Raw genomic sequence first — 23462 nt, forward strand, 5'->3', positions numbered from 1 at the left:
ATACCGCCGTTGCGCCGGCCGCTGCTCCGTAACTCTTTGATAATGCTAGTCAATAGTGTCGGCGCACGATTGTCGCGTTGAAAACGCGGCGATTGATTATGTTTAATTCTGTCGCAAGCGGGCGACAGTGCTGACGAGAGCCGCCGCCTGTCAAATTAATCGACGCGACTGAGTGTCACGCGTTCGAGCAGGCTGGCCACACTGAGGAAGCGGCCATCCCTGACCACAGCGATAACCTGTGCACTGTCGGCGACGTTGCTCAGGGGGTCGCCGGCGACGAGCAAGAGGTCGGCACGAGCGCCTGCGGCTATCCGGCCCAGGTCGGCCCCCAATCCCAGCGCCGTCGCGCCGCCTCCGGTTGCCGCGTGCAGTACCTGGTAGGGCGGGAGTCCAGCCGCCTGCAGGGCAAGAAGTTCGGCTTGGGTGGCCAGTCCGGGCGGTAAGCCCGACGGCCGGCTGCCAACCACGACGGCGCTGATGCTGTTGCCGATCAGGGGCGTGGCGCCTGAGCTGCGTGCGGTTGCTGTAGCAGTCCTGAGTTGCGTCGCCGGTGGCAGGGCTCGCAATGCGGCGAGGCCTGGCGTGCCGGCGTCAGCCATCCCGGACACGAGTAACAACGGCCCGCCGTTGGTCAGTTCAATTATGTCGGCATAGCGCCGGCCCTGGGGCGACACGGGCATGCTGGCCGTACCGAGCATGAGTTCAGCATTCATTGCCAGGCCGGAGCTCCAGCTGCCGGCCAGTAACGGCACGCCGCGTTTGCGCCATTGCTGCAATGCTGAGTTCATTCGTGGATTTGCGGTTCGCTGTTCGACGGCGGTCAACAGGCGGATGTCCCGGTCCGGTCCGGCCGGCGGTTCCTGTGTTATTTCCGCCGCCCGCAGCAGCCGGGGGCCCGGCAGTATTTCTCCCGCCCAAACGTTGGTGTCAAATTCAGGGGCGTCCGCAGAGACCAGTGTAGTCACACCAAAGGCCAGCAGCAGCGGCCCCATGGCCGCTACGTCGTCGCCGGGCAGGCTGGCGTACATATCAATCAGGCCGGGCATGACGGTAATGTCGCCAATGTCGAATACGGTCAGTTCGGTTCTTGGTGTCTGATCTTCAACCGCAACGACGAAACCATCGCGAACCAGCACATCGACGTTGTAGCGGTAGTCGACGCCGTGCCCGTCATACAGTCGTGCGGCGCGAATGACGAACTCGCCCCGAACCGGCTTCTCGTCGGGCAACGGCGCCACAGGACCGGCCGGCCCGCGGCGCTGGCCAGCGTTCTGCACCAGCGCAGAGAACGGTATTTCTTCTGAATTGCGATCTTCGAAATGCCGGCTCTTGATCACGCCGTCGGCGGTGTATACGAATTGCGTGCGATCAATCCAGCTGGGGGCACTGAGAAAGAAGTCCTCCCCATCGACCAGTGTTCGTGCGAGCGGCGGCTCCGACAGGATCAGCATGTTCAGGCTAAGGCGACCTGATTCACCTTGTTGCAGATAGGTAATTAACGTGTTGTCGGGCCGCCATGAAGGTGCTGATAGCGGCGTCGCCGATTCCAGCAAGCGCTGAGGTTCGCCGGAATAGCGGCGCACGACGAGGTACCAGCGATCGTTCTCGTGCAGGACGTAGCACAGGTGTCGGCCGTCCGCGGACCAGGCGGGTTCGCTTTCGTCACCGTCGTGATGCGTCAGACGGTACTCGACGCCGCTGGCCAGGTCGCGTTCCCAGATGTCGAGGTTGTCGCCATCGCGCGCGGCCGAATAAACAATGCGTTCGCCGTCCGGGTGCCAGTCGCCCGCTTGTTCTTGCAGGCCGGCCGGGGTCAGTCGACTGTTGCGGCCGTCATCCGGATTGACACGCCAGAGCGCCGTGCCGTTGGCACCGTGAGCCTGGTAGAGAATTTCCTTGCCATCGGGCGACCAGCGAGGCCGTTGTGCTGTCGCCGCCAGACTGGTTTGCTTTTGCAAATCGCCGCCGCGGGCTGCACCGGTCCAGATGTTGCCGAGCAGGTCGACGGCCAGCCGACCGTCGGCAGGATTGACGTCCGCCGAAATATTGGTGCCCTGATTGAGGCGAAATTCGGCACTGACCTGCAGCGAACAAACCAGAGTAGCCAGCAGTGCGGCTCTGTGCCGTCCGTTACGCGTCACGGCTTACCTGGACGTCAACAGAGTCATCGTCTGCGCAGGTGAAAGCGATCTGCATGGGTCGGCAACAGACCTGGCAGTCTTCTATGTAGCTTTGGTCACCGGCAGAGGTGTCGATCAGTACGTGCATGGATTCCCCGCAAAACGGGCAATGTATACGTTGTTCGATCAGTGCTGCGTTCATTACCGTAGCCGTCAGGGTTGCAGACGGTTGCCGCTCCAGCTGCCGGCTGCAAAACCCTGTGCATCGCCTGCTGTCAGTGTTCTGTGCCAGCGTGCCCGGTCGTGAATGCGGTCACCGCCTTCCACCCAGAGTTCGATGGCCTGAATCCAGATCCTGAAACCGCCCCAGTGCGGAGGGCGCGGGATCGTCGGTGGCGTGGCGCTGGCCAGCGTGTTGGTGTCTTCACCAAGTGCAACGCCCAAATCGTTGGCTCGGGCCCGCAGTTGTTCGATCAGCTTGTCCCGTGATTCCAACGGCCGACTCTGGTCCGAGCCCCACGCGCCCAGCTGGCTGCCCCAGCCGCGGGTCGCGAAATAGGCGTCGCTTTCGCTGGCGGGTGAACGCACGGCCTGACCTTCGATGCGAATCTGCCGGCCCAGTGCATCCCAGTGCATGACCGCGGCAACTCGCGGGTGAGCGCTGATTTCCGTGCTCTTGCGGGATTGGTAATTGGTGTAGAAAACGAGGTAGCCGGGTTCTGCAACAAACGCCTTGCACAGCACGATGCGAACCGATGGCTGCAGGTCGTCGCCGACGCTGACCAATGACATCGCATTGGGGTTGCGTTGTGCGGCCTGTTCCTGCGCATGCGTGAACCACTCGCTGGCGAGTTCCATGGGGTTTTGCGGAAGGACTTCGGGTAGACGATCCATTGCCTGAATGTTGTTCACAGTTACTTGCCTGAAAGTCATGGGCCGCAGTCTGGCCTTGTGCGCGGAGAGTAGCAGACCGCGCGGTGGCCTTCTATCAGCCGGTCATGCAGGTAGTCTCGCCCCGATGCGCGTGGCTGAACCCGGCCTGATCCGGCCCGTCTAGAAATGAATGACGGTGCGGATGCTTTTGCCCTCGTGCATCAGGTCGAATGCTTTGTTGATGTCCTCAAGCGGCATCGTGTGCGTGATGAACTCGTCGACCTTGATTTCGCCGCCCATGTACTGCTCGACCATGCCCGGCAATTGTGTTTTGCCGCGTGTACCGCCAAACGCGGAACCGCGCCATACCCGTCCGGTGACCAACTGGAATGGCCGGGTGGAAATCTCCTGGCCAGCCCCGGCAACACCGACGATAACTGATTCGCCCCAGCCCTTGTGACAGCATTCGAGCGCGGCGCGCATCAGGTTCACGTTACCGACACATTCGAAAGAGTAGTCAACGCCGCCATTGGTCATTTCGACAATCACTTCCTGAATCGGGTTGCTGTGATCATTGGGATTGACGGTGTCTGTTGCGCCCATCTGACGGGCAAGTTCGAATTTGCCTTCGTTGATGTCGATGGCAATGATCCGGCTCGCCTTGGCCATTACGGCGCCCTGAATAGCACTCAAGCCGACGCCACCCATGCCGAATACAGCGACGGTTGCGCCGGGTTCGACCTTGGCGGTATTGATCACTGCGCCAATACCGGTCGTTATGCCGCAGCCCAACAGGCAGATTTTTTCCAGCGGTGCCGATATACTGACCTGTGCCAGTGCTATTTCGGGCAGTACGCCGTACTCGCTGAAGGTCGATGTGCCCATGTAGTGATAGATGGGTTTGCCGTTCAATGAAAAGCGTGTCGTTCCATCCGGCATCAGGCCCTGTCCCTGGGTGGCGCGGATGGCCTGGCATAAATTGGTTTTGCCCGAGGTGCAGAAACTGCATTCGCGGCATTCGGGTGTGTAGAGAGGGATGACGTGGTCACCAACTTTGATGTCTCGCACGCCCGGGCCAACTTCTTCAACGATCGCGCCACCTTCATGGCCGAGCACCGCAGGAAAGATGCCCTCCGGATCTTCGCCGGACAAGGTGAATGCGTCGGTGTGGCAAACACCGGTTGCCACGTTTCGAATCAGAACTTCGCCGGCCTTGGGTCCTTCAAGGTCGAGGGTTTCAATCTGCAATGGTTTGCCAGCTTCAAAAGCAACGGCAGCACGCGTCTTCATGGCTAGAAATTCCTGTCAGTCTGGGTGGGCGGGACGTTGCCGGAATACTCGCATGATTGGCCTTCTCCCGGTAGGGCGGGCCGGGGAGGTTGGCGGTCACCGGCTGTGGATCGGTCGCGCTCGATGCTTCTGAAGTGGTGTTCAGCTATCGTTCATAAAACGATTAAAAACAAAGTGTTGCATTAAGCTTCGGTTCATCGCGGGCGCCGTATTCTGGCGGCGTGATGATGCAATCGGAGGTACCCGTCATGCGAACGTTTAATTCACAATGTGCAACTCTGGCCCTGGTAGCCGGACTCCTGTTCGTTGCAATGCCCGCGGCGAATGCTCACGAACCCGGCTACAAAAGTTATCACGGTCCGGTGAGCGGACAACGCTACGTTTACCACCACGGGTCGGTGCTGCCGCGCGCAATGCGCAATAATCGAGACTTCCTGCGCTGGTATGAGAGGAATCTGCACCGGCTCAGGTTTGAGCACAGCTGGCACCACGTCTACCAACGCTACCAGCGGGACTATCGTAGCAAGCAGTACCGCAAGTCATACCACAAGGCGAAGCGCCACGAACAGCGCAAACGCAACAAGCACCGCAAGCCGCATCGCCGTCATTGAGACCGGCATTTCCAGGTAAACGGGCTGCCATAAGCCGAAGCCTCCGGACCCGAAGTCCGGAGGCTTTTTTCGTTTCGGGAGTCCGGTTCCTTCTGTTGTGGCGGGATCTGCGGTAAAACGGGGTTAGCGTCGAAACACTATTGGGAACTGTTGCAACATGGAACTGGATGAACTGCGTAACGAGCTGAACGGCATCGACCGTAAGCTGGTGGAATTGATAGCCAGACGGCAGCAGATTGTTGGCCGCATTGGCAAGACCAAGCTTACGACCGGCCGGGCGACCCGCGATTTTGAGCGCGAAAAAGTTGTCCTTGGACTGGCGCGGGAGCAGGCTCGCGCCTTATCCGTAGATCCGGATCTGGCCGAATCCATCATGGCTTCACTGATTCGCTCTTCGCTGGCGAGCCAGGAACGCGACCGGGTTGCCGCCGAAGGCCGGGGTGATGGACAAAGCGTCCTGCTTATTGGTGGTGCGGGCAAGATGGGTGGCTGGTTTGCGGAGTTCTTTGCGTCGCAGGGTTACGCGGTGACCATCGCCGATACCACCATTGAGGACGGTGATCGTTGCTACAAAGACTGGCATGACGCTGGCGTGGATTTCGACGTCATCGTTGTTGCCGCGCCATTGGCCATCAGCGGACAAATTCTGCTTGAGCTGGCGACGCTGAAACCGCGCGGGCTGGTGTTTGATATCGGCTCGTTGAAATCGCCGCTCAAAGCGGGGTTGCGTGAGATGGCGGCAGCGGGCTGCAAGGTAACGTCGTTGCACCCGATGTTTGGTCCGGATACGAACTTGTTATCGGGTCGGCACCTGATATTCGTGGATGCAGGCTCGGCGGATGCAACCCGTACGGCCAGAGAGATGTTCAGCGCGACGATGGTCACGCAACTGGAAATGAACCTCGAAGATCACGATCGGCTCATCGCTTACGTCCTTGGATTGTCGCATGCGCTTAATATCGCCTTCTTCACCGCGCTCGCAGAAAGTGGTGAGGCGGCACCCAGGTTGGCGAAACTGTCGTCGACCACTTTTGATTCGCAGTTGCTTATTTCGAGCGCGGTAGCTCGTGAGAATCCGTACCTGTATTTTGAAATTCAGCATTTGAATGAATTCGGTATCGGTCCGCTGGACGCGTTGTGCGATTCCGTTAACCGAATTCGCAAGCTGGTTGCCGATGGCGACCAGGCGGGCTTCGTCGAGCTAATGCGTCATGGCAAGGAATACCTTGCGACGCGTAGTGCGCCGAGTGACGCCGTTTAGTGCAGAGCATAGTGTCAGGCAGTGCGACTGGCACTTACTGGTCAAAACCCGAATGTCGAATGAGCCGACGGAGTGAGTGAGTATGCGGTCGCAGCGGGACCTGGAAAACGAGCTCCGACAGCTTCGCAGCCAGCTCAAACGCCTTACCAGTGAAGTCGAGCGGAATACCCGTATTCTGCGTGTATCGCAGGAGCGCGAGCTCACACTGTTAAATGCCGAAGATATTGCGTCGTTGCTGCATGTCTTGCTCGACGGCTTGCGTGACAGCTACCGCCTGGACGCGGTCAGTGTTGTGCTTGCCGATCCGGATCACAACGTACGTCACCTGCTGCTTGCCAGTGGGCATGAGCCGGAAGAGTTCCCCGGGCTGACTTTTGTCGACAGTCTTGGCGGCATGGCGCCACAGTTCGTTGCCTTGACCAGGCCGTGGCTCGGTCGCTACATGAAAGCGGATCACGCCTTGATTCTGCCCCCTGATCTGGGCCTGTCATCGGTAGCGTTGCTGCCGCTGATGCACAAGGGTCGATTGCTCGGCAGCCTGAATTTTGGCAGCAAGGACGACGACCGCTTTACCGCGCTGCACGCGACGGACTTTTTTTCGCACCTGGGAGTGATCGCGTCGTTTTCTCTGGAGAACGTTCTCAACCGCGCCCGTTTGTTGCGCAGCGGGCATACCGACTTTCTTACCGGTTGGCACAACCGCCGCTACCTGCAACTGCGTCTCAAGGAAGAACTGGCGCGTGCCTCCCGCGAGCAAACTACGCTGGTCTGCCTGATGCTCGACATCGATCATTTCAAGCGGATCAATGACAGTTACGGCCATGCCGCGGGTGACGAAGTTTTGCGTGAAGTCGCACAGCGCATTGAATCCCAGGTTCGCGTCAGTGATGTTGCCGCCCGTTTCGGTGGCGAGGAGTTTGTTGTTCTGTTGCCTGCGACGGATTTTGCCGCGGCACGGGCGCTCGCCGAGCGAATTCGCGCCAGCATTTCCGCATCACCGGTATCGGTGAACGCGGAACAGAGCGAGATCATTACCACGTCGATCGGGATTGCGACCTGTGCGGCGCCGCCGCAGGGCGCGGATCTGAAATCGTTGGGTGAGTCTTTGCTTGCGCGCGCGGATGTTGCACTCTACCGGGCGAAATCCGAGGGGCGCGACAGGGTTGCCGTCGAATAGCGGGCATTTAGCCGTTGGCAAGCGCTCTCGCCGTATGTGATAATGAGAAGCATTATCATTAAGTTAGCAGAGTGAACCATTGCCATGCCGAATTCGTTATCTGCCCGTATTCCGGGATTCACCGCGTTAGCTATCGCTTGCTTGCTGGTTGCTTGTGGCGCTGACAATTCTGAACCTGCTGCGACCACGGCTGCCGACAAGGCACCGGAGCCTGTCGTGGTGTACTCCGCGCGCGCGGAACAACTGATCAAACCGATTTTCGACGCGTACACCGCCGAGACGGGCGTTGAGGTTCGTTACACGACAGACAGCGAACAACCACTGATTCAGAAGCTGCTCGCTGAAGGTCAAACAACGCCGGCGGACCTGTTGCTGACCGTGGATGCGGGCAATCTGTGGTACGCCGCCGAAAAAGGTGTGTTGCGGCCGGTACGCTCCGACGTGCTGCAGGCGGACATACCCGAACACTTGCGCGATCCGGAAAATCAGTGGTTCGCGATGTCGGTACGCGCCCGGACGATTGTGTATGACACCCGCAGCGTGGACCCGGCCGACCTTAAAGGGTATGCCGATCTCGCTGACCCGAAATGGGCCGGCAAGCTTTGCCTGCGGACGTCGGCAAAAGTCTATAACCAGTCCCTGGTCGCAATGCTCATCGCGTCTTTGGGCGAACGTCGTACCGAAGAAATTGTTCGCGGCTGGGTGGCCAATCTGGCGACCGATGTGTTTTCCAATGACACCAAGCTCATTGAAGCGATAGAGGCGGGGCAGTGCCAGGTCGGTATCGTGAATACCTATTATTTTGGTCGGCTCCAGAAAGAGAATCCCGATATCCCGGTGGCGATTTTCTGGCCAGCTGCTGACACGGGCGGTGTCCACGTCAATGTTTCGGGTGCCGGTGTGACCCGTCACGCCAAGAACCCGGAAGGCGCCATTGCTTTGCTTGATTGGATGTCACAACCGAAGGCGCAGAAATTGCTGGGCGGCGAAAACATGGAGTACCCGGCGAACCCGACGGTGGCGGCGCATCCAATGGTCGTAGCCTGGGGCGAGTTTTCCGCCAGCCCGATGAACGTTGCCAGGGCTGGTGAGTTTCAGGCCGATGCCGTGAAACTCATGGACCGGGCTGGCTATCGTTAAACTCCGACAGGTGGTTGGCGCTTGAAGCCCATGCAAGGCCCCACGGCTGTACCGGCGCAAGCCGTTGACGCTTCCGTGCGTGCCGCCCGATCAGGGCGGCACGCTGGTTTTGGTTGGCTCGTCGCGTTAATCGCGCTGATTGCTTCCGCGCCACTGTTGGTGGCGCTGTCGTCCTTATTCGTCGATACGGGTGACATCTGGTCGCATTTGCTGACCTACGTGCTGCCGGAAGCTTTCACCAACACACTGTTGCTGGTCGCCGGTGTTGCAACTATCACATCGTTACTCGGCGTTTCGCTTGCCTGGTTTGTTGCAACCTGCGAGTTTCCCGGCCGCCGGTTCTTTGCATGGGCGCTGTTGTTGCCGATGGCGATGCCCGGCTATGTTCTCGGTTTTGCCCTCGCCGCATTGTTCGAATACACCGGGCCTCTGCAGTCTGGATGGCGCGCGACCTTCGGTGCCGATACCGAGTTTCCTGGTCTGGGGCCGGCTGGCGCTTCAATACTGACGCTAAGCCTCGTGTTGTACCCGTACGTGTTTCTTATTTGCCGTCAGGCATTCGCGAGTCAGGGCGTGCGCGGTATTGAGGTGGCCCAAAGTTGTGGCTTCAGACCTGTGCAAGGCTTCTTCCGCGTTTCTTTGCCCCTGGCGCGGCCCTGGATAGTCGCCGGCGTCAGCCTTGCAATCATGGAGTGTCTTGCCGATTTCGGCACGGTCCAGTTATTCAACTTCACGACGTTCACTACCGCCATTTACCGATCGTGGTATGGCTTGTTCTCTTTGCAGTCGGCGCTGCAATTGTCACTGGTGCTGGTAACACTGGTGCTTGGCGCGCTTTTGTTGGAAAAACGTTTTCGCGGTGCGTCCCGTTACACCAGCACGGCCAGTGCGGGTCATTCCAGGCTGGAGCTCGGTAAGCCGCAGCGACTGTCTGTCAGTTTGTACTGTGCCGCCGTTCTGTTCGTTGCGTTCGTCTTGCCGGCCAGCCTGATACTGGTCTGGAGTGTGCGCAGCTTTGGTGTTGAATTCGACGCCCGTTATTGGCACCTGGCTGGCAACACGTTGATGCTGGCGACCATGGCCGCGGCATTGATTACAACGGTCGCCGTGCTTCTGGCCTTCGCCGTTCGTTACGCTCCCGGCCGAATGAATCAGGCGCTGGCGCGAATCGCAACATTGGGCTATGCCATTCCGGGTACTGTCCTTGCGGTCGGCTTTTTCGTGCCGGTAGCAGCACTCAGTCGCTGGATAAACGGTACACTTCTGTCCGATAGCGGCACTGTCGTTGCATTGCAGGGTGGACTTAGCGTTGTCTTGCTGGCTTACATGGCGAGGTATCTGGCCGTTGCGCATGGACCCATTGACAGTGCCTTGCTGCGCATCAAGTCGAGTATCGAAGACGCTGCTCGTGGCATGGGAGTGTCGGGCTTGCGCTTGCTGGGTCGTGTGCATGTGCCGATACTCAGGCCCGCAATCGTAACGGCACTGTTACTGGTTTTTGTTGATGTCATGAAAGAACTTCCGATTACCCTGATGACCCGGCCGTTCGGTTGGGACACGCTGGCTGTTCGTGTATTCCAGCTCACAACGGAAGGTGAGTGGCAGCGCGCCGCGTTGCCGGCCCTGGCAATCGTGCTGGCCGGGCTGGTGCCCGTGGTCATACTCAGTCGGCGCAACGACTGATGCTCGAAATCAACGCAATCAGCCATCGATATACAGAGGAGCCTGTACTGGACGAGGTGTCGCTCAGTCTGGAGGGCGGGCGTATCGGCTGCATTCTGGGCCCCAGCGGCTGCGGCAAGACCACCTTGTTGCGTTGTATTGCCGGCTTCGAGCAAATCAGTGCCGGCGAAATTCGCGCAGGCGCTACCTTGCTTAGTTCCAACAGCATGCACATGTCAGCCGAAGAACGGCGTATTGGCATGGTGTTCCAGGACTACGCGCTGCTGCCGCATTTGACCGCGCAGCAGAACGTGTCTTTTGCGTTGCACCGGCAGCCGAAGCGCGATGCCCGTTTGCTGGCAATGAAGTTCCTGAAACTGGTTGGCCTGGCCGAGTTCGCGGCGAGATATCCGCACGAACTATCCGGCGGGCAACAACAGCGAGTTGCACTCGCCAGGGCGCTTGCGCCAGAGCCGCGGTTGCTGCTGATGGATGAACCGTTTTCCAATCTCGATGCCAGCTTGCGCCAGGATCTGGGGCAGGAGATTCGACAGCTGCTGACCCAACTCGGAACGACAGCGCTGGTCGCGATGCACGATCATCACGACGCGTTCGCACTCGCTGATGATGTGGGCGTGCTGCGTGGGGGACGGATGTTGCAATGGGACAGTGCGTACCGGCTTTACCACCGGCCAGCAGATCGTTTCATCGCCGACTTTGTCGGCAAAGGTGTCTGGTTGGAAGGGCGGGTCCGTGGCGAGAATCTTGTGGAGACCGAACTGGGGACGATGTCCGGGCGCATGGAGGAGCCATTGACCGAAGGCACCTCAGTCGACGTGTTATTACGTCCGGATGATGTTGTTCACGACGACGACAGTCTGATGAAAGCCGAAGTCATCTCGAAGCAGTTCAAAGGCTCAGAATTTCTCTACGAACTGAAAACAGTGAGCGGCGCGACACTCTTGTCGTCGGTACCGAGTCATCACAATCACCCGGTCGGTGAGGCCATCGGCATTCGACTGGAAACGGACCACATCGTGGTTTTTGCCCGCCGGTAACCTTCTCGTTGTCAGGATACCCGACGACTGCGGCTCATCAGGTAGAGGAACAACGGCACGCCCAATGCAGCCGTCAATGCGCCGACCGGCAATTGCCGGGGTGCCAGCACGCTGCGGGCGATGGTATCGGCCACCACGAGCAGGCAGCCACCCGCAAGCGCTGAGGCAGGAACCAGCAAGCGGTGATCACTGCCTGCAAGCAATCGAATGGCATGCGGCACCACCAGGCCGATGAAGCCGATGACCCCCACCGTTGTGACCGAAATGGCGGTCGCCAGTGCGGTTACGGCGAATAACGCAAGTCGGAACGTTGCAACCGGCAAGCCAAGCACCGCGGCTTCCAGCTCGCCGCGGGACAGCACATTCAGATGCCGCGCCGACAGTGTTGCCGCGCCAGTGATGGCAAGTAGCAGCCACAAGGTGCGGCCGGGTGCGTGAGCGAAGCTCAGGTCGCCCATGAGCCAGAACAGCATGCCCCGCAGGTTCTGATCCGGGCTGAGCGCCAGCAGCAGCGTGGTCGCCGCGCTGAAGCCGGCGGCCAGCACAACGCCGGTCAGTAACAACCGCGCCGGTGGCCAGCTGCCGGTGCCTTGCGCAATCGAAAAAACCAGCAGATTGGCGGTCATGGCACCCGTGAATGCCGCGCTGTTGAGCATGACCGCGTTCCAGCCCAGCAACATCGCCAGCAAGGCGGCGACGGCCGCACCGCCGGAGCTGCCAAGTATGTACGGTTCAGCAAGCGGGTTGCGTAGCAGCACCTGCATGAGCACTCCGGCAACGGCGAGCAGTCCCCCGACGCCGAAAGCGGTCAACGCCCGTGGCAGGCGCAACTCCATGATGACCGTGTGGGTTGCCGCCGATGCATTGCCGCTGAATGCATCTAGAACATCGCTCGCACCGAGCTGCGCGCTGCCGTAGAGCAATGCGATAGCAATGCTCGCCGCACTAAGGAGTAACAGCAGGAAAAAGAGCCCGAATGCAGGTCTTAACGGCACGGTCGATCGCTCCAGCGGGGGGATAACATTCTCTACGTCGCGTGCCTCATTCAGATAGTCAGCAAGGCTAATCAATGCAAGGGGGTGGTACAAGTGACGTGAATTCGGGCAAGCTAAGCGCCTGTTCCGCCGGTTCCTGCAAATGAAACACTGCTAGCTATGAGTAACGACTGTATCGATTCCAATGGTTACCGCGCTAATGTGGGCATCATCTTGTGCAATGCCGAAGGCAAATTGCTGTTGGCCGGCCGCGTCGGCAGTAAAGGCTGGCAATTCCCGCAAGGCGGCATGCACAAGGACGAGTCGGCACAGGATGCGATGTTTCGCGAGTTGCGCGAGGAAATCGGCTTGCGGCCCGGCGATGTTGAGATATTGGGCGAAACCGACGAATGGCTGCGCTACCGTCTGCCAAAAAAATACCTGCGCCACGGCAGCAAGCCTTTGTGCATAGGCCAGAAACAGCAATGGTTTTTGCTCAGGTTGCGCGGTGGCGAGGAACGCCTGCGGTTTGATTGCTGTGATACCCCGGAATTTGATCGCTGGCGCTGGGTGGATTTCTGGCGACCGGTCACCGAGGTGATTTACTTCAAGCGACGGGTGTACGTGCAGGCGCTGAATGCGCTGGGGCCGTCGCTTTACCCAGAGGGCTTGCCGCCGCGCCCCAAATGGTGGCCGCATCGCTGGAAGGTCGTGTTCGACAAAGATGCTGCCCGGCAGCGCAAGGCAAAAGAAGACTAAGCCGGCTTCAGGATTGCCAGGGTGATGATTCCGAGTAGAAAAATAACCGGAATCTCATTGAAGAATCGCAACCAGCGGGTATTTTCCGGGCTAAATTCACCTTTCAGGCGGTTCATCCAGTTCCGGCAGCGCAGGTGGAAGACGATCAACCCGGCGAGCAAGAGCAATTTGAGCCGAAACCAGAAGATCATCAGCAAGCCCGGGTTGATCCACAACAGCAACAGACCGAGGATGATCGTCACCGTCGCGCCCAGCGTCATCATCGCGTAAAGCCGGCGCTCCATAACCTGAAAGCGTTGCAGGCTGATCGAGTCGCTGGCCTCGGCGTGGTAAATGAACAACCGTGGCAAATAGAACAAACCGGCGAACCAGGTCACCATAAATGCGACATGCAGGGCCTTCACCCACGGGTACCACTGGCCTAGCTGCATAACTGCCACAGATCCTGTCCCGAATTCTGGCGGGAAACCGATAAATTTCGCGAATTTTTCATTTCGTTATCGTGCGATTCCGTGATCTGCTGCACTTCTGTTTGCGCTGGCCTGCGCGTAACATAACGCCTTTGACACGGCTTGGCAGTACATTTTGCGCAGAAAATCACCGGTACACATCAGTGGCGTGCCTGCCTGGGTCGTACGCAGTGGGCTCGTAGTCGCTGTGTTGCTCGGTGCTTATCTTACCTTCGAGTTCGGTCGAATTCAGGCGGGTTACAACGTCGCCGACGCCTTCGCAGAGCGGCAGGCGTTGACCTGGGAAATCGAACAACTCGAAGCGGCGATCGAGGCTCAGAAAGAACAGATTGCACTGCTGGAGACCCACAGGAATATTGATCGGGCGGCATACAAGGACGTTGAAGCGAGTCTTGGTGAGTTTCAGCGCAAGATCCAGGAGCAGCGGGATGCCATTGAATTTTATCGCGGCATCATTTCGCCGGCCGACGGTGGCCGTGGCTTGCGCGTCCAGGACGTCAAGCTGGTCAAGACCAATGAGGAGGGCGTATACAGCCTTCGTGTCGTGCTGGTCCAGGTGAAGCAGCATGATCAGACGGTCAAAGGCGAGGTCGACTTTACGGTGGAAGGCGAGCAGGATGGCGCCGCCCGCACGTTTACGCTGGCTGAGCTGCTACCGGAGAACGAGGACAGCAGTTGGCCCTTTTCCTTTCGTTATTTTCAGGACTTTGAGCGCCAACTGATCATGCCGTCCGGCTTTCAGCCGCAACGCATCAATATTGAAGTGAATTCGCGCACCAAATCGGTAGAAAGCGTGAAACAAAGCTACCTCTGGCAGATGAGTCAGAGCTGAGGAGAGGACATGTTCGGGCGCAAGCACAAGCGACACACGGTTATTGACACCCTGGTTGGCAGTAACTCCAAGGTTAACGGGGACTTGCACTTTGCCGGGGGGTGTCACGTGGACGGTGTCGTCAAAGGCAGCGTCACCGCTGACCCGGACAGTAACTCGGCGCTGACAGTATCTGAGGACGGCGCTATTGAAGGTGGCGTGACTGTGCCCCATGTCATACTGAATGGCATCGTGCGCGGTGATGTCGTCGCGGGGCACAGGGTGGAACTTGGTCCCACCGCGCGAGTCATTGGCAATGTGTATTACAATCTGATTGAAATGGCGATAGGCGCTGAAATCAACGGCAAGCTGGTGCACCAGCCAGACGGGCAGGTGCCATTGCTGGAGAAGGCGGAAAACGCCGAGCCGGCGAAAGCCGTCTGAATTACCTGACAACACCCCGGTGATTGCTCGGGCAGGACTAAAATCATGCAAGTTGAAAACAACAGCAGTAACACAATGCCGCCACCACCGATCGTCTTCACGGATGCGGCGGCTGACAAAGTTAGTGAGCTGATAAAGGAAGAGGACAACCCGGACCTGAAACTGAGAGTGTTTGTTTCTGGTGGTGGTTGTTCAGGTTTCCAATACGGCTTTACTTTCGATCAGGCCATGGAAGAGGGTGACAGCAAGGTTGAGAACCGTGGTGTGACTCTGCTCGTCGATCCGATGAGCGTTCAGTACCTGATGGGCGCCGAAATCGATTACAAGGAAGATCTGCAAGGTGCGCAATTCGTCATTCGAAACCCGAATGCGTCGACCACCTGCGGTTGCGGTTCTTCTTTTAACGTCTGAAGCTGGCGAGTACAGCCGGCGCACCAGGACGGGGCCATTAGCGTCGAATCGGTACAATCATTTGACCGCATGACCCGCGCCGCAGATGTGCCCGAAGTCATTGCTGCGGTTGATCTGGGTTCGAACAGTTTCCATATGATTGTTGGTGAGTTGCGCCACGGCCAGCTGACCATTATCGATCGCTTGCGGGAAACGGTCCGGCTCTCCGAAGGCCTCGAAATCACCGGTGAACTCAGTGACGCTGCGAAACAGCGGGCGCTGGAATGCCTGTCGCGCTTTGGTGAGCGATTGCGGGACATGCATGCCCAAAATGTGCGGGCTGCCGGCACCAGCACATTGCGCCGGGCGAAAAATGCGCGGTATTTCGGTGTTGCGGCTGAGCACGCTCTGGGCCACCCCATTGAAGTCATTTCGGGTGTGGAAGAAGCGCGCTTGATCTACAAAGGTGTGCTGCATAGCCTGCCGCCGCATGCTGGTCACCGACTGGTACTTGATATTGGCGGTGGCAGTACCGAATTGATTCTGGGTCGTGCCGACAACACGAAAGCGCTGGAAAGTCTTCATCTCGGTTGCGTTGCAATGACTGAGCGCTATTTCCGCAACGGTGAGATTAGCCGCGAATCGTTTGAGCGTGCCCGCCTCGCCGCGCGTTTGGAATTGCGACCGGTCAAAGCTTTTTTTCGCGAGGCCCCGGATCTGCAAGCGATAGGCACGTCCGGAACAATACTTGCGACCGAAGCTGTTGCCCGCGAAATTGGTGTTCTGGATGGCGTCGGCCTGACTGTGCCGGTTGTCGAAGCATTGATCGATCGCGTGACGGACTTTGGCACTATTGAGAACCTGAAGTTGCCCGGCTTATCAGAGCGGCGCGCGCAGGTTTGGCCCGGTGGCCTGGCGATCCTGGTAGAGGTTCTGCAGGTACTGCGTATTCCGCGTATGCAAACCTCTGACGGCGCACTGCGCGAAGGGCTGCTTTACGAGATGCTGGGGCGTTTGCAGCACGAGGATGCGCGCGAGCGTACTGTCAGGGCGATGGCGGGCCGTTACCACGTCGATGAACGGCAGGCCGACCGCGTCGCGGCAACGGCAAACGATTTGTTACAGCAGTGTGCCGATGAATGGGATCTGACCTCCGATCTTGCGCACAATATGCTGAATTGGGCGGCGCGTTTGCACGAAATCGGCCTGGATATCTCTCACGATGGCCATCAGCGCCATGGCGCCTACATTGCGGCCAATGCAGACATGCCGGGCTTTCCATGGTCGGAGCAGGGGCTGCTTGCCTTCCTAATTGCCAGTCAGCGTCGGCAGCTAAGCTTGTCGGCGAGCCGCAAGCTGGCCACAGGCTGGCGCAGCAAAGGGTTGCGACTGAGCATATTGTTGCGGCTTGCGGTGCTGATCAATCGAAGTCGAAGTTCCGAGCAAATGCCAGCGATCACGCTCAAAGTGAAAAAGCGATCGCTGGTTATTGCCTTTCCGGCTGCCTGGCTGGCGGACAATCCGTTGACCCTGGCCGATTTGCAGCGCGAGCAAGGTTACCTTCAGCAAGCCGGCTTCTCACTTACCGTAGAGACGATCGCTGCCTAATCTACGTTGCGCTGCCGCTCAGCTCATCAAGTAGCGTTAGTTGCGCGGACACGCGTTCCTCACCTTCCTTGGGTTGCAGACGAACGTAATGGCCATCACCGTGGAGTTCCCATGCGCCGCAATTATCGGCAAGAAAGAGTTCAAGGTCGCGTTTCAAACGATTCTTGAGTGGCCGTTGCCGTATAGGGAAACACACTTCGGTGCGACGGAAAAAGTTACGATCCATCCAGTCCGCACTGGAACATAGGAATTCCTCGGCGCCACCGTTGTGAAAATAATAAACACGCGAATGTTCGAGGAAGCGGCCAACGATTGATCGTATTCGTATGTTGTCGGACAACCCCGGAACACCGGGCCGCAGGGAGCAAATACCCCGCACAATAAGGTCTATCTGCACGCCCGCGGCGGATGCGCGATAGAGTGCGTCGATAATCTGTGGTTCGATCAACGCATTGACCTTGGCAATAATCCGGGCGTCATGCCCTGAGTTTGCAAATTCGATCTCACGCTCGATGCGTCGTATCAACTCCTTGAACAGCGAGAATGGTGCCGTAAGAAGGCGGTCTAAGTTCTTGGCTTGGGTAAGGCTTGTGAGTTGCATGAAAACTTTGTGGACGTCTTCTCCCAGCTTGTGGCTTGCACTCAGTAAACCGTAGTCTGTATAAGCGCGTGCTGTCCCTGGGTGATAGTTGCCAGTACCCAGGTGTACATACCGACGGAGTTTGTCTTGTTCGCGGCGCACGACCATCGACATTTTTGCGTGCGTTTTGAATCCGACCAGCCCGTAAACAACATGCGCGCCGGCTTCCTGCAAACGATTGGCCAGTGAGATGTTGGCTGCTTCGTCGAAACGCGCCATCAGCTCAATGATTACCGTGACTTCTTTGCCAGCACGGGCGGCTTCAACCAGCCGATCAACGATTGGCGATGCGGCGCCGGTTCGGTACAGCGTTTGCTTGATCGCGAGAACGCGCGGATCTGCGGCGGCCGCAGCCACAAAGTCGATCACTGGTGCGAATGACTGATACGGGTGGTGCAGCAGGATATTCTGCTTCCGCAGCACGGCGAAAATGTCGTCTTCGTTGCGTAGCGCGTCGGGTATTCCCGGCGTAAAAGCCGGGTAAAAAAGTTCCGGGCGGTGGGCCATCTCGCAGACGGCGATCAGTCGATTCAGGTTTACAGGACCATCCACGGCAAACATGTCCGCGCGGTCCAGCGAAAAGTGATCGAGAAGGAACTCACACAGGTCGTCCGGACATTGCTGACTGATTTCCAGGCGCACTGCTTCCCCGTAGCGACTGGCGGCCAGTTCGCCTTCGAGCGCGCGCACTAGATCATCGACTTCTTCATCGTCGACGTACAGATTACTGTTACGCGTGATTCGAAACTGGTAGCAGCCATCGACGGCCATGCCGGGGAATAATTCGCTGACGTGCTCGTGAATGATAGACGACAGAAAGACATAGCATTCTGAGTCGGAGCTACACAGGTTGTCGGGCAAGCGAATAATGCGCGGCAGTGAACGCGGCGCTTGCACTATCGCCCGGTGCCGGCGACGCCCAAATGCGTCCTCGCCATTCAGGCGTACGATGAAGTTGAGGCTCTTGTTCAGTATTCGCGGGAAGGGCCGTGAAGGGTCAAGGGTCAGCGGTGTCAGTACCGGTACGATTTCTGTGTGGAAATACTTTGCCAGCCAGGCGCATTGTTCATTGCTCCAGCTCTCACGGCGCGCGAACTCGATCCGGTGTTCCGCCAGCTGCGGCAACAGTACGTCGTTCAGCAAGTCGTACTGAGCGCGTATCAGTTCAACAGAGCGACGCCGGATTTCGTCGAGCAGCTGTTGCGGTGTCATGTTGTCCGGCCCCGGAGCCGGCGCGCCCATTTCAAGCAGCTGCTTCAAAGATGCTGCGCGGATCTCAAAAAACTCATCGAGGTTGGTGCACGATATGCACAGGAAACGCAGCCGTTCCAACAGCGGAATCTCCGGGTCATTCGCCTGTTCGAGCACACGGCGATTGAACTCCAGCAGACTCAGGTCCCGGTTGATATAGAGGTCGGTAGCAGGTTCAGCAGGCGCGTCCAAGATAGTTCTCTGGCCCTTGATAGATTCGCTTAGTGTAGCAAGCAGAGTATTGCGGGAAGGTTAATTGCGTCCCGAAAAGACACCGCCAAGTATGGCGGGCACGCGGGCACCAGTGACGGCCGGAATATTGCCCGGGAGGTCGGCAAGGCGACGCGCGGCGAGCCAGGCAAACGCGGCCGCTTCGATCCAGTCGGGCTCTACGCCTGCCGTTGCAGTGCTGGCGACTACTTGATGCGGCAGCTTGTCCTGTAGTCGCCGCAGCAAATGTTGATTGTGTACGCCGCCGCCGCAAACAAGAACGTCCCGCGCATCTGCCGCGTAGGTGTCGATGGCGTCGGCGATAGTGCAGGCTGTCAGGTCACACAAAGTGGCCAAAACATCGTCTGCCCGGCGCGCCGGTCCGTCCTCCAGGTGCCGTGCCAGCCAGGCATTGTCGAAGTACTCGAAGCCAGTGCTCTTGGGTGGAGGCAGGGCAAAGTAGTCGTCGCCCAACATCTGGTTCAGGAGCCGGCTATCAACTACGCCGGAAGACGCCCAGCGACCATCTTCATCGTAGGCCTTGCCTTTATGCAGCTGGCACCAGGTATCCATGAGTGAATTACCGGGGCCGGTATCAAAGCCGCTGATGCCGTTGTTAGCGCTGTTCAAGACCGTGACGTTCGCGAAACCACCAATGTTCAGAATCACCCGTTTAGCCGGGCTGCTGAAGGCCCAGGCGTGGAAGGCAGGAGCCAGTGGCGCGCCTTCGCCACCTTCGGCCAGATCACGACGGCGAAAATCGGCCACTGTCGTGATGCCGGTTCCGGCGGCGATAATATTCGGATCGCCAAGTTGTATCGTGAACGGGCGGGCGGCCCGTGGTTTGTGTCGAAGGGTTTGCCCATGGCTGCCAAGAGCTGTCACAGCGTCTGCTGTTACCCCGGCATCCCGCATCACAGCGAGAGCCGCATCTCTGAATGATTCGGCAATCCAGTGATCAATGCGGCCGACTTCGTCGATCGTGCATTCCTCCGGATTCCGGCTGAGGTGAAACAGCGTGTCGCGTAATTCCGGAGCGTAAGGACAGGTTTTTGCAGCGATGATCCTGCAGCGGGTGTGGTCAAGGTCGACGAGCGCGGCGTCGATGCCGTCCATGCTGGTGCCCGAGATTAGCCCGACGTACAGGCCGCTCCATGCTGGCTTATCGGGCAATTAAGCAGCTCACTCGCCTAGTCAAAAGATGCGGCTGCAATTTGCGTTCGCTTGTAGTTTTGCAGCTCGTTCAGAATCGGTTCGGCCGTCGCCATAAACTCGCTGCGGTATTTTTGTTTGATCGGATCTGCTTGCGGCAGTTGCACCGTGCGTGGGTTGCGGTGCACCCCATTGAGTCTGTATTCGTAGTGCAGGTGGGCCGCTGTTGCGAGACCTGTGCTGCCAACGAAGCCGATCGTTTCTCCTTGACGAACCCGCTTACCCACTCGTGCGTTCTTGGCGAAGCTCGACATGTGCGCGTACAGCGTGGTGATGTTGCCACCGTGTTGCAGGATAACGGCGTTGCCATAGCCGCCCTTGCGCCCACGGAAAATAACTTTGCCATCGCCGGCTGCTTTGATTGGCGTGCCCTTGGGTGCGGCGTAATCCACGCCCTTGTGGGCTCGAATCGTGTTGAGCACCGGGTGTTTACGGTTAGGGTTGAAGTTCGAGCTTATGCGGGTGAAGTCGACCGGTGCGCGAACGAATGCTTTCCGTACGCTGCGTCCATCCGGAGTGAAATAGTCTGAGTGCCCTTCAGGGTCAACGTAACGGACTGCCTGAAAAGTACGGCCATTGGTGTTGAATTCGGCCGCTATGATTTCTCCGGTCGTTACAAACTTTCCGTCCTGCCAGATCTCTTCATAGAGGATGTAATAATCGTCGTTCGTTCTGATGTCGAGAACGAAATCGATATCCCAGGCGAAAATGCCTGCGAGGTTCATAATCAACTTATCTTGCAGTCCTGCAGACGCCGCACTCTCGAATAGCGACGACTCAATCCGGCCATATGCATTGCGCCGAACGGTTTCGATCGGACGTTCGACCAGTTCTGCCAAAAAGCCATCATCGTTTCGGGAAATCTGCAATGACTGTGTGAGATTCAGTTCACGATAGAGGCTCATCAGCTGGCCTTCATTGTGGCCAATCTCGAAAGTGTCGCCAGGGCGCAGGATCTTCAGGTGGTTGGCAGCCTCGGGTAGCCTGACTATTGCCGCCAGATCCGCGAGGCTGATCTTGTTCCGCCTGAATACTTGTTCGAGAGTGTCGCCCGATTTGATCGTATGGCTGACAACGTCGAACTGCGGCGCTTCCGGCAGGATCAATGGCGGATGAAACGCGTTGTGGGCGACTTTGGCAGGGCGGTTGATGAATTGCGGGAACGGCTCGGCAATGCGTAGCGTATCGCTGAGCGCAGCTTCCATCGTGTCAGTTTGTATTGTGTCGGGCTCGACGGCTTTATTGGCCTGATTCGATCCAGGCGCGCTCTTGATCGTCGAGAATCCGGCGATCGCCAGCAGCGGTAAGCCCAATCCCAGTGCAAACCATCGCCAGGCTTTGCCGGGCGCAGCGGGTTTGCTCGGGGGTTGTTTGTAATCGTGAAGCAATAGGTTCACCGGTCTTGGCACGGCGTTAATCCCCGGGGGTGTGGCGTTGCCGGTACTGTACAACCGCTCATTGCTAACGTCAAAGAAAAGGCTCTCAAAATCATAATGTTAAAAAAATAAACTGATGTGGGTTCTGGGGCTGGCCTTTCGTCTCCGGTGGCACCCGCACCAATCACCGTATGGTTGTCATCATTGCTTGTTTTTCCAGCGCAAATGAGCGGCCTGTACTTCAAAAACAGCCGCGGAGTGCTAAAGTTCCGCAGCTGAAAATCACCGGTAGCCTAATAACTATGAAAATACAGGAACAACTCGACGAACTGGCACGTGGCTGTGACGAGATTTTGCCGGAAGGTGGTCTAAAGGAAAAGCTGGAGCTCGGGCGTCCGCTGGTGATCAAGGCCGGGTTCGATCCGACGGCACCGGATCTCCATGTAGGCCACACAGTACTAATTAACAAGATGCGCCAGTTTCAGGAACTTGGCCACGATGTGGTTTTTCTGATTGGTGATTTCACCGGCATGATTGGCGACCCTAGCGGCAAAAATGCCACGCGACCGCCATTAAGCCCGGAAGACATAGAAGCCAACGCCAGCACCTATAAGGAGCAGATCTACAAGATTCTGGATCCTGAGCGGACCCGGGTTGAGTTCAATTCTCGCTGGATGTCAAAAATGGATGCGGCGGGCCTTATCAAGCTGGCAGCCAATAACACTGTTGCCCGCATGTTGGAGCGGGATGATTTCAATAAGCGCTATAACGGTGGGCAGCCGATCGCGATCCACGAGTTTCTTTATCCGCTGGTTCAGGGCTACGACTCTGTTGCTTTGCGGGCTGATGTGGAGTTGGGCGGTACCGATCAAAAATTCAATCTGCTGATGGGGCGGCAGCTGCAACAGCACTACCAGCAGGCACCTCAGGTTGTAATGACTACGCCGTTGCTGGAGGGTCTGGACGGCGTGCAGAAGATGTCGAAATCGCTGCACAACTACATCGGTATCACCGAGGCGCCGGGCGAGATGTTCGGCAAGATCATGTCAATTTCTGACGATCTGATGTGGCGGTATTTCGAAGTACTTAGTTTCCGGCCCCTCGGGGAGCTCACGGAATTGAAATCCTCGGTTGAGGCCGGCCGCAATCCGCGCGATGTAAAGTTTGAGTTAGCCCAGGAAATAGTGGCCCGGTTCCATAGTGTCGCCGACGCCAGGCGTGAGCAGGAGGCCTTCGTAGCGCGCTTCCAGCAGGGCGCCATGCCGGATGAGATTGAGGAGATCAGTGTGTCTGCTACCGACGGCAGTCTGGGGGTTGCGCATCTATTGCGTGCTGCCGGTCTGGTCGCAAGCACCTCTGAGGCATTCAGGATGATTAAGCAGGGCGCTGTGCGCATAGATGGCGAGCGCATCGATGACCGCGCTATTGAGCTAGCGGCAGGCAGTACCCACGTTTACCAGGTTGGCAAGAGGAAGTTCGCCAAAGTCAGTGTCGTTTGAGCCGGGCACTGTTCCCGACAGGGTGAGGCCTGGCCATAGCGCTCCAGATCCTGGCTGCGCAAAACGGCCGCAATTGCCGGAGTGACGAACGCGAATTCACAAACGGTGGCTGTAACGCCGGCGGGTCGGCCGGTCACTCCCTGATTTGCTCCTGACGACAGGTGCTTTGCTTGCGCATTGCCCTGCAAAAAGTCCGATGGTTGCCGCCAGCGCGCCACAAGTCTTCAGGGCTTGCCCGTGATGAGCCTGTTTCCTGAATAGCCTGTATTTTTAGGGCGAAATCATCATCCTGGCTTGTTCGTAGTGCTTGCCCAGCGACGCAATCAGGTGGGAAATTGGCCCCCCTGAAATAAATTTGAAATAGTGGTTGACCGCAGAGGATTCGTCGCTATAATGCGCCGCTCTCTGAGGGAATATACGCCTTCAGACAGATCCAGAAAAAATAGCAACAGGCGCCTTAGGGCTATTGATTGATGTCCTTTCGCCTGTATACTTGTGGGTCTGCTCCGCGCTAGCGGGGACGCTCTTTAACAACTTAATCAGATAATTTGTGTGGGTGCTCGCGTTGGAATTTGCTTGAGGCAAAAACAACGTGAGAACCAAGTTAAATCTTTGTAATTTGGGGA

General features: G+C 57.9%; 21 protein-coding genes. 12 read left to right on the top strand and 9 right to left on the bottom strand.

Annotated features, from left to right (window positions below):
* Positions 1 to 155: 155 nt before the first annotated feature.
* The 4 genes from BA177_RS03335 to BA177_RS03350 all read right to left on the bottom strand — a co-directional run bounded on the left by BA177_RS03335 (position 156) and on the right by BA177_RS03350 (position 4283).
* A complete protein-coding gene (locus BA177_RS03335; RefSeq protein ID WP_068612826.1) occupies positions 156 to 2141 on the bottom strand; it encodes an LpqB family beta-propeller domain-containing protein in 1986 nt (661 codons plus the stop codon).
* Positions 2131 to 2322, bottom strand: coding sequence for a CPXCG motif-containing cysteine-rich protein (locus BA177_RS03340; RefSeq protein ID WP_068612829.1), 192 nt, complete (start codon positions 2320 to 2322; stop codon positions 2131 to 2133). The genes BA177_RS03335 and BA177_RS03340 overlap by 11 nt, the downstream gene beginning before the upstream one ends.
* Positions 2323 to 2333: 11 nt before the next feature.
* A complete protein-coding gene (pdxH, locus tag BA177_RS03345; protein ID WP_197493298.1) occupies positions 2334 to 3032 on the bottom strand; it encodes a pyridoxamine 5'-phosphate oxidase in 699 nt (232 codons plus the stop codon).
* A 141-nt stretch (positions 3033 to 3173) separates the two neighbouring features.
* Positions 3174 to 4283, bottom strand: a complete 1110-nt coding sequence (locus BA177_RS03350) for an S-(hydroxymethyl)glutathione dehydrogenase/class III alcohol dehydrogenase (RefSeq protein WP_068612832.1) — start codon at positions 4281 to 4283, stop codon at positions 3174 to 3176.
* Between the two features lie 248 nt (positions 4284 to 4531).
* Between BA177_RS03350 and BA177_RS03355 the strand changes: the two genes are divergently transcribed.
* From BA177_RS03355 to BA177_RS03380, 6 genes are all read left to right on the top strand, one after another.
* The gene (locus tag BA177_RS03355; protein WP_156762674.1) at positions 4532 to 4894 is read left to right on the top strand and encodes a hypothetical protein; all 363 of its coding nucleotides are present in this window, start codon (positions 4532 to 4534) and stop codon (positions 4892 to 4894) included.
* 157 nt (positions 4895 to 5051) lie between these two features.
* On the top strand, positions 5052 to 6155 hold the full coding sequence (locus tag BA177_RS03360; RefSeq protein WP_068612838.1) for a prephenate dehydrogenase/arogenate dehydrogenase family protein: 1104 nt from the start codon (positions 5052 to 5054) through the stop codon (positions 6153 to 6155).
* 82 nt (positions 6156 to 6237) lie between these two features.
* Positions 6238 to 7332: a GGDEF domain-containing protein gene (locus BA177_RS03365; RefSeq protein WP_068612841.1), complete on the top strand. Its 1095-nt coding sequence runs from the start codon at positions 6238 to 6240 to the stop codon at positions 7330 to 7332.
* 84 nt (positions 7333 to 7416) lie between these two features.
* Positions 7417 to 8472, top strand: a complete 1056-nt coding sequence (locus BA177_RS03370) for an extracellular solute-binding protein (protein ID WP_082989828.1) — start codon at positions 7417 to 7419, stop codon at positions 8470 to 8472.
* Positions 8473 to 8502: 30 nt separating this feature from the next.
* Positions 8503 to 10155 carry an ABC transporter permease gene (locus BA177_RS03375; protein ID WP_082989829.1) on the top strand — a complete coding sequence of 551 codons (1653 nt, stop codon included), beginning with the start codon at positions 8503 to 8505 and terminating at the stop codon, positions 10153 to 10155.
* Positions 10155 to 11192, top strand: a complete 1038-nt coding sequence (locus BA177_RS03380) for an ABC transporter ATP-binding protein (RefSeq protein ID WP_068612844.1) — start codon at positions 10155 to 10157, stop codon at positions 11190 to 11192. The genes BA177_RS03375 and BA177_RS03380 overlap by 1 nt, the downstream gene beginning before the upstream one ends.
* Before the next feature lie 11 nt (positions 11193 to 11203).
* Here the strand turns inward: BA177_RS03380 and BA177_RS03385 are convergent, their stop codons facing one another.
* Positions 11204 to 12187, bottom strand: a complete 984-nt coding sequence (locus tag BA177_RS03385; protein WP_197493301.1) for a FecCD family ABC transporter permease — start codon at positions 12185 to 12187, stop codon at positions 11204 to 11206.
* Between the two features lie 159 nt (positions 12188 to 12346).
* Between BA177_RS03385 and BA177_RS03390 the strand changes: the two genes are divergently transcribed.
* On the top strand, positions 12347 to 12925 hold the full coding sequence (locus BA177_RS03390) for an RNA pyrophosphohydrolase (protein ID WP_082989830.1): 579 nt from the start codon (positions 12347 to 12349) through the stop codon (positions 12923 to 12925).
* Here BA177_RS03390 and BA177_RS03395 read toward each other — a convergent pair.
* Complete coding sequence (locus BA177_RS03395) at positions 12922 to 13356, bottom strand: CopD family protein (RefSeq protein ID WP_068612847.1); 435 nt, start codon at positions 13354 to 13356, stop codon at positions 12922 to 12924. The two genes, BA177_RS03390 and BA177_RS03395, sit on opposite strands and share 4 nt — an antisense overlap.
* A gap of 154 nt (positions 13357 to 13510) precedes the next feature.
* Between BA177_RS03395 and BA177_RS03400 the strand changes: the two genes are divergently transcribed.
* The 4 genes from BA177_RS03400 (at position 13511) to BA177_RS03415 (ending at position 16648) form a co-directional block, all read left to right on the top strand.
* Positions 13511 to 14227: a DUF6776 family protein gene (locus BA177_RS03400; protein ID WP_156762675.1), complete on the top strand. Its 717-nt coding sequence runs from the start codon at positions 13511 to 13513 to the stop codon at positions 14225 to 14227.
* A 9-nt stretch (positions 14228 to 14236) separates the two neighbouring features.
* Positions 14237 to 14650, top strand: coding sequence for a bactofilin family protein (locus BA177_RS03405; protein ID WP_068612854.1), 414 nt, complete (start codon positions 14237 to 14239; stop codon positions 14648 to 14650).
* 45 nt (positions 14651 to 14695) lie between these two features.
* Positions 14696 to 15061, top strand: coding sequence for an iron-sulfur cluster insertion protein ErpA (gene erpA / locus BA177_RS03410; RefSeq protein WP_068612856.1), 366 nt, complete (start codon positions 14696 to 14698; stop codon positions 15059 to 15061).
* A 69-nt stretch (positions 15062 to 15130) separates the two neighbouring features.
* Positions 15131 to 16648: a Ppx/GppA phosphatase family protein gene (locus tag BA177_RS03415; protein ID WP_068612859.1), complete on the top strand. Its 1518-nt coding sequence runs from the start codon at positions 15131 to 15133 to the stop codon at positions 16646 to 16648.
* 1 nt (position 16649) lies between these two features.
* Here BA177_RS03415 and ppk1 read toward each other — a convergent pair whose 3' ends face one another.
* Genes ppk1 through BA177_RS03430 form a run of 3 tightly spaced genes read right to left on the bottom strand, consistent with a single transcriptional unit; the run spans position 16650 to position 21349 of the window.
* Entirely contained in the window at positions 16650 to 18731 is a 2082-nt protein-coding gene (gene ppk1, locus BA177_RS03420; RefSeq protein WP_068612862.1) for a polyphosphate kinase 1, read from the bottom strand.
* A 60-nt stretch (positions 18732 to 18791) separates the two neighbouring features.
* Entirely contained in the window at positions 18792 to 19922 is a 1131-nt protein-coding gene (locus tag BA177_RS03425) for an anhydro-N-acetylmuramic acid kinase (RefSeq protein WP_231892481.1), read from the bottom strand.
* A gap of 17 nt (positions 19923 to 19939) precedes the next feature.
* Positions 19940 to 21349 carry a peptidoglycan DD-metalloendopeptidase family protein gene (locus tag BA177_RS03430; RefSeq protein ID WP_156762676.1) on the bottom strand — a complete coding sequence of 470 codons (1410 nt, stop codon included), beginning with the start codon at positions 21347 to 21349 and terminating at the stop codon, positions 19940 to 19942.
* Positions 21350 to 21639: 290 nt separating this feature from the next.
* Between BA177_RS03430 and tyrS the strand changes: the two genes are divergently transcribed.
* Entirely contained in the window at positions 21640 to 22836 is a 1197-nt protein-coding gene (gene tyrS / locus BA177_RS03435; protein ID WP_068618835.1) for a tyrosine--tRNA ligase, read from the top strand.
* Positions 22837 to 23462 lie beyond the last annotated feature (626 nt).

This window comes from Woeseia oceani (assembly GCF_001677435.1).
Classification (GTDB): domain Bacteria; phylum Pseudomonadota; class Gammaproteobacteria; order Steroidobacterales; family Woeseiaceae; genus Woeseia; species Woeseia oceani.